The organism is uncultured Psychroserpens sp. (assembly GCF_947492715.1).
GTDB lineage: Bacteria > Bacteroidota > Bacteroidia > Flavobacteriales > Flavobacteriaceae > Psychroserpens.
The window spans coordinates 100,128-114,784 of the sequence record NZ_CANLNS010000008.1; the positions used below are offsets into that span (position 1 = coordinate 100,128).

Annotated in this window: 9 protein-coding genes; all 9 read right to left on the minus strand. The window is 34.5% G+C overall.

The features are described 5' to 3' along the window. Nucleotides 1-5: 5 nt before the first annotated feature. The 9 genes from Q0787_RS17205 to Q0787_RS17245 all read right to left on the minus strand — a co-directional run bounded on the left by Q0787_RS17205 (nucleotide 6) and on the right by Q0787_RS17245 (nucleotide 14,591). Complete coding sequence (locus tag Q0787_RS17205) at nucleotides 6-1,373, minus strand: amidohydrolase family protein (protein WP_298904195.1); 1,368 nt, start codon at nucleotides 1,371-1,373, stop codon at nucleotides 6-8. Nucleotides 1,374-1,405: 32 nt separating this feature from the next. Further along, nucleotides 1,406-2,749, minus strand: coding sequence for a serine hydrolase (locus Q0787_RS17210; protein WP_298904197.1), 1,344 nt, complete (start codon nucleotides 2,747-2,749; stop codon nucleotides 1,406-1,408). 46 nt (nucleotides 2,750-2,795) lie between these two features. After that, nucleotides 2,796-4,979: an FG-GAP repeat protein gene (locus Q0787_RS17215; RefSeq protein ID WP_298904199.1), complete on the minus strand. Its 2,184-nt coding sequence runs from the start codon at nucleotides 4,977-4,979 to the stop codon at nucleotides 2,796-2,798. A gap of 6 nt (nucleotides 4,980-4,985) precedes the next feature. Beyond that, entirely contained in the window at nucleotides 4,986-6,878 is a 1,893-nt protein-coding gene (locus tag Q0787_RS17220; RefSeq protein ID WP_298904200.1) for a tail fiber domain-containing protein, read from the minus strand. Between the two features lie 11 nt (nucleotides 6,879-6,889). Next, nucleotides 6,890-7,300 carry a lipocalin family protein gene (locus Q0787_RS17225; protein WP_298904202.1) on the minus strand — a complete coding sequence of 137 codons (411 nt, stop codon included), beginning with the start codon at nucleotides 7,298-7,300 and terminating at the stop codon, nucleotides 6,890-6,892. Between the two features lie 16 nt (nucleotides 7,301-7,316). Next, on the minus strand, nucleotides 7,317-8,111 hold the full coding sequence (locus Q0787_RS17230; RefSeq protein ID WP_298904204.1) for a T9SS type A sorting domain-containing protein: 795 nt from the start codon (nucleotides 8,109-8,111) through the stop codon (nucleotides 7,317-7,319). Between the two features lie 5 nt (nucleotides 8,112-8,116). Next, nucleotides 8,117-9,097, minus strand: coding sequence for a hemagglutinin protein (locus Q0787_RS17235; RefSeq protein ID WP_298904206.1), 981 nt, complete (start codon nucleotides 9,095-9,097; stop codon nucleotides 8,117-8,119). Nucleotides 9,098-9,129: 32 nt separating this feature from the next. Continuing rightward, complete coding sequence (locus tag Q0787_RS17240) at nucleotides 9,130-10,353, minus strand: hypothetical protein (RefSeq protein WP_298904208.1); 1,224 nt, start codon at nucleotides 10,351-10,353, stop codon at nucleotides 9,130-9,132. Between the two features lie 359 nt (nucleotides 10,354-10,712). Continuing rightward, nucleotides 10,713-14,591, minus strand: a complete 3,879-nt coding sequence (locus Q0787_RS17245; RefSeq protein ID WP_298904210.1) for a hybrid sensor histidine kinase/response regulator transcription factor — start codon at nucleotides 14,589-14,591, stop codon at nucleotides 10,713-10,715. Nucleotides 14,592-14,657: the final 66 nt, after the last annotated feature.

Below are 14,657 nucleotides of genomic sequence, written 5' to 3' on the forward strand. Positions count from 1 at the left end.
TATTATTATTTTGATTTAGCCATGTTATAATGTAGTTCTATTTCAGACTCAGATAGCCCTAAAAACGTTGCGGCATTGTTGTAATAAATGTCTCTTTTTTGTTTCTCAGTAAGCCAATCTAAATTATAAACGATTTCAATATTTTTACGAATTGTGCCTACATAATCAGAACCAAACATTAAACGATTTCCTAGACCTTCTTCAAAAAGTTGTTTGACACGAGGTTCCCATATGGACTTTGGTGCAAACATACTCACTGCTGTTATTTCGCAATAGACGCGCGGGTGCTTTTTCATAACTTCTAAACATTCTTTAAAATAGCTTCCAGGATAATGCATTAAATAAATTTTGAGATTTGGGTATTTTTCAAGGATGGGGAGTAATAAAAGCGGATTTCCATAGGCTTCATTCCAATTTGGAGTCTCTTTCATATTTCTTTTAAACGGTCCTTTGTCTGCATGAAAACCGATTGGTATTTGATATTTTTCTGCTAGAGCCCAATAGGGATCAAAGCGTGAGTCGGCAGGATGGATGCCCATACTATGGAATGCCGTTTCTCCTAAGTATTTAAAGGTGCCATTTTTAAACATGTCTTCTAATTTTATAATATCTGGTAATTCATTGTCACATGGTTCGTCTTGTTCTGCTAATGGATTGCAGGGTAATCGTGTGCCACTCCAATGACGTTTGTCTTTTTCTTGCCATAGTTTTGCATATTTTATTGGACCGCCACCTAAAGCCAAAACAATATTGTTTTTATCAAATCGTTGACTCATCCATTCCAATTTTGCTAAATCTATATCTGGATTCATTTTATTATAATCTTCATTGTCCGCATAGCCTTTGGTAATGTGGATATGTACATCTATTATTGGTTGGTTTTTTAAGAAATCATCAATTTCTTTTTGTGAAGTTTCCTTTATTATGGGCACTTCTTTGACTGTAGAATGAAGATGACTAATTTTCCATTTGCCTTTAGTTTTCCTCCATATTTTTGTAACATACTCTTGTATTTTGGTACCCTCGTCGAGCGGATATTCGAGTGTTTTTATGGTGTAACCCGATTCATTGGTTAGTGGGTAAATATCAAGTGTAGATACCGTTGGTGTCTTAAAAGGCCTTGGGATTGACTTGCAAAACTTCTCAATAATGGTTTTAGAAGGAATCTTTTTACCATTAGCTAGGAACGAAATATCGTCTTCCATAGCTTCTAACACGCGATCGCATTGTCCTTTTTTAAAGGCCTCTTGCTCTTTAAATTCTGAAAGTTCTATCTCAGTTTTGATAATTTTTAGGTTTAAATTTTGAGCATTTAGAGAGTTAACAAAATTGAAAATGAGGCTTAGCGTAATAATGGTTTTTAGTGTTTTCATTATAGAAATTTTGATGTTTTAACTTATAGCGTTTAATCTTCTTTTATGCCTTCGAAACGGTCTGCTCCTCGCGATAATATGATACCCATTTCACCACTGTCATTTTCAGAAGGCAAAAACTCTGCTTTAGCTGGGAAATCTTTCACCATAAATACGGTTTGTGATTCTGGAAATAATTTGTCTGGTTTTCCATCACTAACAATAATGAATAACTGCAAGCCTTCTCTGAACACTTTAGCTCCAAATCCCTCTTTCATTCTGTAATTACCAACGTAAGAGTCTAAAGTTCCAGCGGTTAGTTTTGGTGTGTTCTTTTTATAGATATTAGCCGCAATATCAAAGATGATGTTATTGGTATTAATCACATTTACATCACTAATGTTTGATGCCACTAATATGAGCAAATCATCTTCTGGGAAATACATATCTGATGTGGAGTAGCCAAATATAAAACCGTTATGAAAAATGGCTGTTTTATTGAATTTTTCTCCACTATAAAAACCATAGCCATGCACTTCGCTCATGCCATTGTTTAGAACAAATGGAGACCATGCTTTTCGTAAAGTTGTTCTTGAAACGACTTTTGAATTCATTAAACCCTCGTACCATTTTGCTAAATCTTGAACTGTGGTGTGGATAGAACTTGAACCTCTAGTTTGATTCAATGAATGGTACCTTGCGTAGACAATTTTGTTATCCTTTAATTCATAGCCTGTAGATAAGTTTGGAATCACTTGACCTTCATTTGGAATGTATGAATCAGTCATGTCGAGTGGTTTAAATATATGCTCTTCAACGTACTCTGAATATGACATTCCAGATGTTTGTTCAATGATGTAGGCTAATACATTAAAGTTAAGATTACAGTAATCATGTCTTTCTCCCGGTTCAAATTTTATAACGTCTTTTTTAAAATAATTGAGAACATTCTCCATAGATTCAAAATAACGTCTGCCATCTGTATTTGCCCAAATAGTATCTGTATGACTTTTAAGACCAGAGGTATGAGACAACAAGTGTTTAATCTTTATTTTATCTCCATTTTTGGAATAGTTAGGAAGGTACTTGTTGAGATTATCTTCAAGAGATAGCTTTCCTTTCTCCATGAGTTGTAAAATACTCATGGCTGTAAATTCTTTACTTATACTCGCAATATTAAATGTGTTTTTGGTTTTCATATCAACATTGAGTTCGATATTAGATTTACCAAACGCTTTTTCATAAAGCACTTTGCCTTTTTGCTTTACATAAACAATTGCTCCGGGGCCATTTGTTTTTACGACATTGTTTATAATACGATCTATTTCAGCAGAATTAACTTGAGCTAAACTTATTGAGCTACATAAAATGAAGAAAATTGAAGTGATTATTTTCATAGTCTTTAGTTTTAGGAGCATATTAAATGCAAATCTTACATGAAGATTAATACTCAAAAACATATATTCTGTCATCAGAACCTAAAGTATAAATTGTGTTGTCAACAATATCATAACTTGTTATTTCAGCTGTGCCATTAATTATTGAAGATGTATTTCTAAAAAAATTGGTTTCATCTCTTTCGGCAGTGGTTAAGAAATCCAATTTATCTTCATCTATTGCTATATTTTTATAAACCAGTTTGTCATGACCACTATATGAATAACCGTTAGAATAATAACCACTTACATTTCCTGATAATGTTTCTTTTAACACCCAAAAACCGTCTTCAATTAGGTATGCATCAATACCGCCAACTCCACCAATATAAAGGTAATTTGGGCCCTCTAATCTAACTCCTCCATAAAATCCATTTTCTATTGGAGTTTCATTAAAAAACGTATTATTAGTTGACCAATTTCCACTAAATTTATTAAATATTGTTGCAGAACCAGCATTAGAAATACTGCCAAAACTATCTCCTGGTGCTCCGACAATTGCTCTATTTAAAGAAATATCTACAGAGGTTCCAAATCTATCTCCTAAAGTTGCACCTGGACCACTTAATGTCGCATTCAAAATATCATTTCCATCATATATATAGGCTTTTCCTGGTCCAGTTGTTACTGGCGTAAAGACATTTACTGAATATGCAGGTGCTCCAATTATCGTTTCATTTCCAAACATGGCAACAGAATGGCCAAAGCTATCGTCTATACTAGAATCAGGCGATTGAAAAACATGCCCATTCGACCAAAATCCAGATTGATAATTATACTCTTCTACACGATTATCATCGGGATCACCAATTAAAAGTCTATTTTCTGAAAGTGCTATACTCTGCGCATATGAATTGCGTGTTGACCCTAATGTACTATGAGATAATGATAATACATTTGACCAATTAGAGTCTGTACCTTCTTTATAGACATTCACATGTATAACATCGGTGATAATTGTTAGTGGAGGGATAAAAGTTGGATCAATAGTAGTAATTGTTTCTCTACTTTTAATAGCTATAAAATTTTGAGAAGCATACATGGCAGATGCAGATCCCGGGATACTCAGATAAAAGCTTGAATTTGGAAAATTAAATGTGCCTTGAACGCCATAAGGACTCGACGCGCCTCCAAGATTGATCCATTTAGTACCATCATAACCTTCAAAACTCTTATCAGTAGAATTATATCTTATGGTGCCTTCGCTAGGTGCTTTTTCGTCATCTCCAATTTTTAGTTTTCCGTTAATATGAACTTTTTGACTTGGGTTTGTTGTTCCAAAACCAGTATCTCCACCAGATTCTATTGTCATGTGTGACTCATCAGCAACACCCAAATGTAAATGGTTGGTCGAATAGAGCCTTGTTATACCAGCTCCACCACCACCTGTAGCGACGCCAAAACGCACATTATGAGTGCTATTTCCTATTCTCAGGTCGCCTGGATTTCCAGCATCGAGATTCCAATCTCCTCCCTTAACATCTAATCTTGCCTCTGGATCAGGAATACCAATCCCAACATCACCAGACATGCTTATTCGCATTTGTTCAGTAAAATCTAAAGTATTATCATCAAAAGTAGCGAAGAGAAAATTGTGCCCTGGAGCCCAAGACATAGATGGATCTGGAAATTGTTCGCTTCCACTAAAGAACCTAACATAACGTGATTTGTCGTTGTTGGAAAGGTTAAATCCAGATGCTTCAGTTTGGGATGTAGATCTTACATCTAAGGTGTGTTCTGGATTATCAGTTTTGATTCCTATATCATCATTTAACGTATGAACGCCATTTTCATTTTTAGTCCATGGATGATCTCCACTACTTAGAGCATAAGGGACTGCCATAAATTGTGTGGTTCCTAAATCTATAAGGCCACTACCAATATCTACTTGTACATTTAAGTAATGTTCGTCATTGCTCCATCTAACAGTACTAAAATCATCACTAGTTGTACCTTCACCTATATTTGTAATAATGAATCCATTGATATCTGTATTAACGGTATGGTTTTCTTGATATACATTATTAGAAAGTGCATCACCTTCATAAATAATAAATTGCACAGTTACAGGTTGAGATGCAATGACGTTACCGTTATTGTCTTTAATAAGGGCTTTATAATTTATTCCATTTTGTGCAAACCCTAAAACGGTACATAGTAAAAAGGAAATAAGCGTGTATGTTGTTTTCATAATGAACTAATTTGATTGGTTGTTTTCTAATTTTTCAATACGTGATAAGAGCGTTTTTAAAGTGTCATTAATGCCACTGAGTTCTGCAGTTTGCTTTAAGTTTTCGTCTCTTTGAGTTGTGATTATCTTTTGTTGTTCTTGAATGGCTTTAATAAGTATAGGGACCAAATCGGAATAGTACACACCTAAGCGTTTCAATTCTTTTTTAGTTAATTCACCAGATAGTTCATCTTTTTCCCAAGTATAACTTTTCACAACCTCAGGAACGAGTTCTAGTAAATCTTGCGCAATTAAACCGAGTTTGGTGTCTTGGTCTCTTCTATTTTTCCATTTGAAACTTACAGGGTTCATTTGTAATATTTCGTTCAACCCATAGTTTAAAACTTTAATATTTTTCTTTTCACGTCTATCTGACGTGTTTATTGTTCCATCTGTTGCCCAAACGCCAATCCATCTGTTGTCACTATTACCTAATCGGAAAGCATTATTCGTATTGGGAATTAAACTTGCATCGACGGACAATTGATTGGACCCTGTATCTTCTATGGTTTCGTTACCAATTTGTAATCGTCCATCAATATCCAAATCACCAAATTCATTAATGCTAACAACATTAGTGCCTGCGTCGTTTTGTATTCTAAAAGTTCCCGATTCACTACTATCGAAATCCAGTTGCACAACAACATCATCGTAACTTTGAAGAATCATATCACTACTGGTTCTAATTGGATTTGTAGAAATGATTCCGTCATCGTTTAAAATGTCTGGACCGATACTGCCTAATATGATATCTGGAATGTCACCTTGAGTCGCTACTGATCCTCCACTAGCATATATTCCAGCATTATCTCCGGAAATACGAGCTCCTTGATCATTTGCAAATATGACTAGCCCATCATCAATTGCACCATTTACTACAATACCATCATTACCAGCCGAAGTTATTATAAGCCCATCTCCACCTGAACCTACAATCTCAATTCCGTAGTCATTTGAATCATCTCCCGTTCTTATATTAAGTCCGTAATTGTTACTCCTTAGAGCTTGAGCCCCACTTTTAAATACTGTTAATGCGTTACTTCTGTTTGATGCTGATGATCCATTACCTATTTCAAATAAAGGATCATTATCATTCCAAACTGTAGCATTTCCACCGCCTAAATTATAACGTCCAATTGCCGTAGAATATATGGCATTTGCATTTGTACTTCGTCCCATTGCGGTTGCATATAGTCCTGAAGCTTGGGTAAGAAACCCCATTGTTGTCGTATAATTTTCTGAAGCTATTGTGCCATGCCCCAAAGCCGTTGAATAGTCTCCAAAAGCGACAGTATTTCTGCCAGTTGCAAACGAGCCTGTTCCTGTTGCTCCATAAGGATATATTAAATTCAATCCATTGGCATTAGAGACACTTAAATCGGTTGCATTATTTCCGATGCTACCATAACCTTCATCACCATCTGTAACAACACCTTCAAGACGCCAACCTGTTCCAGCTCCTTCGTTTATAGAGATTAAGCCTTCTTTGTTTAAGACTTCTATGGCATATGGCACCAGATTAAACCCGCTATTACCAAAGTCTACCAAACCATCTCCAAAATCTATTTGGACATTGAGATCCAAATTTCCAATGTCCCATGTTATTGTATCAAAAACACCTGTTATTGAAGAACCCTCACCAATAGTAGCTATGGCAATGCCATTATTGTCGGTAACTATTTGTTGTAATTCGCTATATAAGGTGTTACCTTCATACTGTATGCTAAACACCATATCTATACCTTGGGTATTTAGAATATTTCCGTTAGTATCTTTAATAAGCGCTTTGTAATTGATACCGTTTTGTGCTATAGAAGCTAACGCAACAAAAAAAGCTATAATTGTGAGTTTTGTTTTCATACTAAATGGGTTTATCCTTGAGTTTTATCAAATACTATCGTATCTCCAACATCATCTGTAACGTTTAATGTTGTTTCAGAAATACTATTTATAGTAGCAGTTATTGTTTCGCCACCTATGACAATATTTAAAGTATTTCCACTTAATGAATAGGTTGCGCTAACAACACCTTCAGATTCGCAAGGACCAGAAGCATCATCATAAGAATCAACATCCACTGTATTATTAGTGTTAAACTTAAATGAGGAGTTTTTTTCACAGTCAGTGAAATCGCCTGGTGTTTTAGATTCTAAGTACCATGTTCCAGACCTTAATAATTGAGCTGTTGTTTGTGTGTCTCCAGATGATGAGTCGTCATCATTACTACAATTAAAAGTTAAGAGTAAGATTAAAAGGAGACCAAATAAATTGTGTGTTTTCATGATTATATGTTTTAAATTATTTAATAATGATTTGTTTTGTTGAATCACCGATTGGAGTTTGAATTTTAAGGATATAGCTGCCCGATTCTAAATGGGCTACGCTTAGATTATTCGTGTTTTTTAGTGCAAGTATTTCTTTACCAAGAATATCATAGAGTGTGAGTTTTTCTATAGCTAACTCTGATGATACATGCAGTAGATCTGTGACTGGATTTGGATACACCGAAATGGTATAATTTTCTAGTTCAATATCTTCTGTGCTTAAAGTTTCAAACATAAAATTTTCTTGACCAGATGCTATGCCGCCATAATAATTTTGAGTGGTGGTCTCGTCAATATTGGCGTTGTAAAAACTATCAACAACACCTCCAAGTCCGATAGCAATGGGATCGGCATTGGTTAGGATTTCTATAGCACCTGATGTAGGTGAATTGCTTACATCAAAAGACACTAACACAATTGGGTTATTAGTGGTATGTGAGACTATTGATTGTCCAGGTGGTAAGTTTAGCACAAATGCGTCTCGCGTGCCGTCACCTAATCCAAAACCGCTTAATTGAGTTGCTGTTACTTCATTGAGTGTCCAATTTCGTCCATTAAATTGAGAGCTATTGATAATGTCTGCATTTCCAGCTGGAAGCATGATTGCAAAACCAACATCTGAGATATCGGTGTCGGTTCCATCAAAATCAGGAATTGCAACTATTGAGAAACTGTAATTGTCATTGTTTACAATACCAAATTGGTAGCTCTGAGACGTACCAGAAATGGTTATTACAAAAGCAAAAAGAAATGTGTAAAGATTTTTCATGATGTTTATTGTTTTGGTGGAACTGTTGTATTTATTGTAAATGTTGGTAGGTTTAAGAAGTTGCCGGGATGATTGAGTATATTGTCTTTAATAACATTACTGTCGTTTAAAGCGCCTGAAAACTTGGCTAAACCATCTAAGTCAATATCCTGAAAAAGATATCCTACAGAGGCATATGTAATAAAGCTTAAGATGTTATTGGGGTCGGCCAATATGAAATCCTTAATTGGGTTAACGTCATTATTTCCTCCAGAAAATATAATGCTGTCATCACCATTAGTATCTCCAGACCAAAGTGCTGTATCTCCAGAATTCAAAATGACCTGAGCATTGTTTCCAAAAGTTGAAAAACTATTGTCTGTAAAATCAACAGTAGTCGTACTGAGATCTGATAAATTAATGGCTGCCGAACTCATAACGCCAAGATGATTTCTGTGTTTTACAACAACAAAATAATTGGTCGGTGCGGCTTGCATAATAACAGAGGATACGCCATCTACATCCACAATATCACCATCACGCTGTACTAGGGCAGAACGACCGTTAATGAGACGTTGATTGTTATTTTCTGATCGCAACTCTAACCAAACCCAGTCTACTATAGCGTTGTTTCCTGTTACGTTAAATATAGAAGCGTTGCATGAGGCATTATCTTCGTATGGACTCGTAGTGGGTATACTGCCGTTTTCACGCAGGGCGTCATTCATTAAACCGTTTGTTGTTGGTATAAGTGATGGCCCCTGCAAAAACACAGTTGGATTAATTAAAATTCTAAATGCCGCGTTGATGAAACCTTCTGAAATAGAAACACTGGGTGTATTTATTTCTTGAACATTAACTTCGCCTAAGGTATAGGTGATTTGAATGTTTCCTGTTGTTGTAGAACGTCCTCCTGAATCAATACTAAACTTTTCTATAGTTTGAGCATTTAAATTCACTGAGGTTAAAAGAAAGAGTAGACCTATGTTGTATATGTTATGTATCATGAGTTTGATTATTTTTATTAGTAAATATCGATCTAGCAAATAGTAACAAAAATGACAACGAAATCACCGCCAGCAACACCATCATCATCACCATCAATGGTGAGATTATTTGCATCAAGAAGTTGATTGATGCCATCCCCTTTTAGAATTATTGGTACACCACTAAAACAATCTGCAGAAAGATCAAAATAGCTTTGATCTGTAGTAATGGTTAATCGTGTATCTCCATTAGACCAATTCATAGTTCCAGTGCCAGTACCATCATCTCCAATAAGTATTGAACTACCAATTACTGCAGAAGATATATTCATAGGAGCACTAAAGTCAATAGAAAATGAGATGCGACTACCAGAGATAAATGTGAAATCAGTATAGTTTTGAGTATCATTATCTGGTGCAGTAATTGTGGTTACATTAAATGAAGGGTTGTTATTAAGTATAACCCAATTATTACCATCATAACCCTCAAAATTTTTAGTAACGCTGTTGTAGCGCATTGTGCCCTCTGTTGGAGTGGTGTTATCGTCTGCGATTTTTATTTTACCGTTAACATCTAGTTTTTGTTCAGGTTCGGCATTAACAATTCCAATACGACCATTACCTCTTATAGACATGATGTCTCCATAGTTGGAGTTATAAATATTGAACCTGCTAGCTACAGGATCGTCATAAACAGATGCAGCTACAGCCCAAATAGAAGCACTATTACTACCTCCAAAATTTAATCGGGCAAAGTCTAATTGATCTTCATAAAGGAATAATTGAGGAGAGAAAATAGTACTGTTATGAAGAATTCTTGTTTTGGCATTTGTTGGTGTATTACTACCAATAGAAATGTTTCCTGAAACTCTATAAATATCAGCTCCAGATTTACTCCAAGATGCATCGGCCGAACTCAGGGCATAGGGCACTGTTTTAAATTGTGATGTTCCGGCATCTACAAGACCATCACCAGTATCGATTTCAACTTTTAGAAAGTGTGGATTGCTTCCCCAATCTATAGTTGCGAAATCGCCCAATGAAGAGGCACCTTCACCGATGCCAACTATTAGAATTCCATTGTCGTCGGTACTTTCAACATGCGTTTCTTGATATACATTTGTAGCGTTCTCACTTATGGTGAGTTGAAGTGTCACAGACTGATTGGCTATTACATTGCCGTTGTCGTCTTTAATAACGGCTTTGTAATTAATACCGTTTTGAGCATATCCTATGAGGATACATAATAAGAAAAATAGTGTGAGTTTCGTTTTCATAATGTGAATTTTAAAAGAAAAGGAAGCAACGCTAACTCCACGTTTTTTGTTACTCCCTTTACTCAACTGATTAATAGCTTCTTTACTATCGTTTGATAAATTTTATCGTCTTAATAATTTCATTTTTCAATAGAATATTGAGTTTGTATTTACCCGTTTTAAGATGGTCAATACTCAGGTATATCTTTTCATCTGTCTCTTTTGGATCCTTATTGTCCATCCTAAAAATGTGCTATTGAATTCTTGATTGATGTAAAATTATTGAGAAGGTATAGTTATGGATAGAAGATATGTTTCAAAGCATAGAACATATGTTACATGTATTGAAAATTAATTTTAAAAATCTGTAAATCAGTATGTTAGATTTTTGATATGTATTCGCTAGGTGTACAGTTGTATGCGTCCTTGAAGCATTTAATAAAATAAGAAGGAGTATTAAATCCAACCTGATAAGCTATTTCAGAAACTGTAGCATCAGATTTTTTAAGCAAGCCAATAGCTAATTTCAAACGTTGTGCTCGTATAAATTCAGAAGCACTCATGTTAACAATAGCTTTTAGTTTTCTATGGAGTTGTGTTCTGCTCATAAACATCGCCTCAGAAAACGCTTCACTGGTAAAATCAACGTTTGTGATTTTTTCGTCTAGAACCGTTTTTAATCGTTTTAAAAACTCAGCTTCAGTAGACGTAATAGACAATTCTGGATTAATTGTAAAATCTTTACTGAAATGTTTTTGAAGTTGTTGTCTGTTTTCAATAAGTTTTTTAACTCTTAATTTGAGTTTATCACTATTAAAAGGCTTCGTAACATAAGCATCGGCTCCAGTTTTTAAACCTTCGATCTCGTTGTCATCACCAACCTTAGCTGTTAAGAGGATAATTGGAATGTGACTTGTTAATTCGTTATATTTTAGATGATTACATAGTTCAATACCGTCTTGAATTGGCATCATCACATCACTAATAATAACATCAGGGATATATTGTATGGCCATATCAATACCAACTTGGCCATTTTCGGCTTCAATAATGTTGTAGGTATTATTAAATATTGACGACACAAAGGTTCTAATGTCTTTATCATCTTCAACAACGAGTAAGAGTGGAGCATCAGCATTTTTATTCACTTCAAGATCCAAAGTCTCTAAGGTTGTTATGATTTTCGATTCATTTTTCATTTCCGAAACCTCAAATGCATTTTTATGAATTGGTAAGGTAACCGTAAATTGTACTTTGTTTTGATCTACAGTATTAGCTGTTATGCTTCCTTTAGATAAATTTACCAGTTCTTTTACCAATGCGAGTCCAACACCAACGCCATCGGACGCTTCATCATCTTGATAAAACCGTTGGAATAGTTTTTCAAAGTCTTTTTTAGAAATGGTCTTATTTATGTTAATTACGGATAAAACGAGATTGTTTTCCAACGCATTAGCATCTATAATAATTGTACTTTGCTCTGGGGCATATTTAATAGCATTTGATAGAAGGTTGGAGGCAATTTTTTCTATAAGATCGGTGTCGTACCACACATTCTTTAGGTTTTCAATATTGCTATCGATTTTAATATGTTTTTCATTGGCTTTATACTGAAATGCTGCTACGATTTGTTTAAGAAGAATATTAAGATTTCCTTCCTCTACTTGTAAACGCAATTGTCCTGAATCGATGAGTGATAAATCCAGCATTTGATTCACCAGATTAAGTAATCTGTTAGCATTTTGTTTTACTAGGTTGAGTTCTTCACGATCTGAAGGTTCAAGCGTTTCTCTAGAAAGTTGATGATCAATAGGTCCAGAAATGAGTGTTAATGGCGTTCTAAATTCGTGAGAAATGTTAGTATATAACTTTGTTTTGAATTCATCTATTTGTTTTAGCCGCTCCGTTTCTGCGTGCTCTAAACGTACTTGTGTTTCTAACTTCCACTTGAATTTAAAATAGCTAAATATTGCAAATATGACTAAGGCCAGTAAGAGTCCGTAAATGGTATAGGCCAAATTGGTTTTATACCATGGTTTCAATATGACAAAAGAGTATCTCGCTGGCTCTTTATTCCAAATACCTTCATAGTTACTTGAAGTCACTAAAAAAGTATATTTATCGGCAGGTAAATTGGTATAATGAGCAGCATTATTATAATCGGGTTTTGACCAATTGTCATCATGATTAAGTAGTTTGTAACGAAACCAGTTTCTTGATGGCTCTGAAAAATGCAAACTAGCGAAAGTAAAGGTTATTGTATTTTGGTCATGACGAAATGTAGTCATTGGCACCATTTCTTGCTCTTCATTGAAAATTTCGAATTTAGAGATTACGGTCTTAGGTTGTACCGTATTGGTCGAGAGACTGCTAGGAGAAAACCAATTAATGCCTTCTAATCCTCCAAAGAAAAGTGTACCATCGTTACTTTTGAAATAGGCACCAGTATTGAATTCAAACGATTGTAAACCGCTATGTTCTGTATAGTTTTCTACATAAAACTTTTGTTTGTCTAAAGGATTAAATCTGGTAATACCTTTATTTGAGCTTAACCATAAATTGCCCTTTTCATCAGGTAAAATAGCATAAATTACATTGTTGGATAGACCAAATTCCATGGTGTACGATTTGATGCTTTTGTTTATCGGATGATATCTTATCAAACCGTTTCCATTTGTTCCTACATACAAGTATCTGTTATCGTAGTATAAGGATTTTATTTTATCAGGAATCGAGGTTATAGGATTAATCGTTTTTGATTTAGTATCAAAAATGAAAAGCCCATTATTTTCACTACCAATCCAAATGATGTTATCTGTTCCCTTTTCTAAGGTTCTTATATTATTAGAAGTTAAGCCAGAATTATCGGAGGTAAATTGTTCCAAAACCCCTTTATCCTTATCAAATAATATAATACCGCTATCTCGTGTGCACATCCAAAATTGATTGGAATTGTGTTTTAAAATTTTCCAAATCGTTTCTCCTTTTAATGCTGATATTGTTTCAAACTTACCAGAAGAATCTAAGTATTGTAGACCTTCACCTTGATGACCAATCCAAAGATTGTTACCATCAGACAACAAACTCATTATCCTACCACTTGCCAGATTTGAGTTTTGTGTGGTATAGGTTTTATAAATATTTTGGTCTAAATTAATTGAGGTTAAACCTTTTCCGGAAGTACCAAGCCACATTGTCTTGTTTGCGTCATATGTAATAGCTCTTATAACATCAACTACTACGTTTTTCGGTGTTTGGCTATTAGTAATCACATTAAACTTAGTAAGGTGTTCGTCATAATAGCTCAAGCCAGCACCATCTGTTCCTAGCCATACTGTGCCAGTGTAATCTTGATACAAGCAAAGAACGTCATTATAATGCAGAGCATAAGCGTTGTCTTTGTTTTCTGTAAAATGTTCAATCTGATTTGTTTTCTGATTTAAAATATATAAGCCATCACCATATGTTGCGATCCATAGGTTATTGTTATTGTCTATTAATAAATCTTGGATGTTTAAAGTAGGAGGTAAGTTTGGGTGTTTAAATTGTTTGAAACCTTCAGAATCTATAGGTTTGTAAAACAGTCCATGACTAAAACTACCCAACCATACCGTATTATTTTTGCAAACTGAAAGTGCACTGAAATTAGTAAGATTGCCTTCAACGTTAATTTTCTCAATAGTATTTTCTTTTATTAAAAACACATTTGAAGACGTCGCGATATAGTTATCTGAGTTCAACTCAATAATATCGTAAGTATTTAAACTGTTAATCTCGTTTTTAAATACACTTACAGTATCTTTTGATTTAGCATCTATTTTGTGCAAACCATTACCAAAGGTGCCAATATAATAATCATCTTTTGTATTTTGAAAAATAACACTGGTATTGGTTATGCCGTTAATTGTTTTAAATTCTTGACTTTTGGTATTAAATTTTTCTAAGATACCAGAGTTGCTTATAATCCATAAATTACTATCTCTATCAACATATATTTTACCAAGTTTACTATAAGTTGGCCTTGTAACGTCTTCAAATTGTTTATTAAAAAAAGTGAATTGCCTGCCATCATATTTGTTGAGTCCATCCTGAGTTGCAAACCACATATAGCCTGTAGAATCTTGAGCGATAGAAACCACACTATTTTGAGATAAACCTTGAGCTACTGTTAATTCACGAAAAGATTTTTGTTTTGAATCCTGGGAAAAGCAACTAAGGCCTACCAAAAAAAGAAGAACAACGTAAAGGATTCGATTCATTAAGAACTCATATTTTGTACTTAAAGTTAAGTAATAATAATAAATATGAGTTTTTTGAGTGATGCT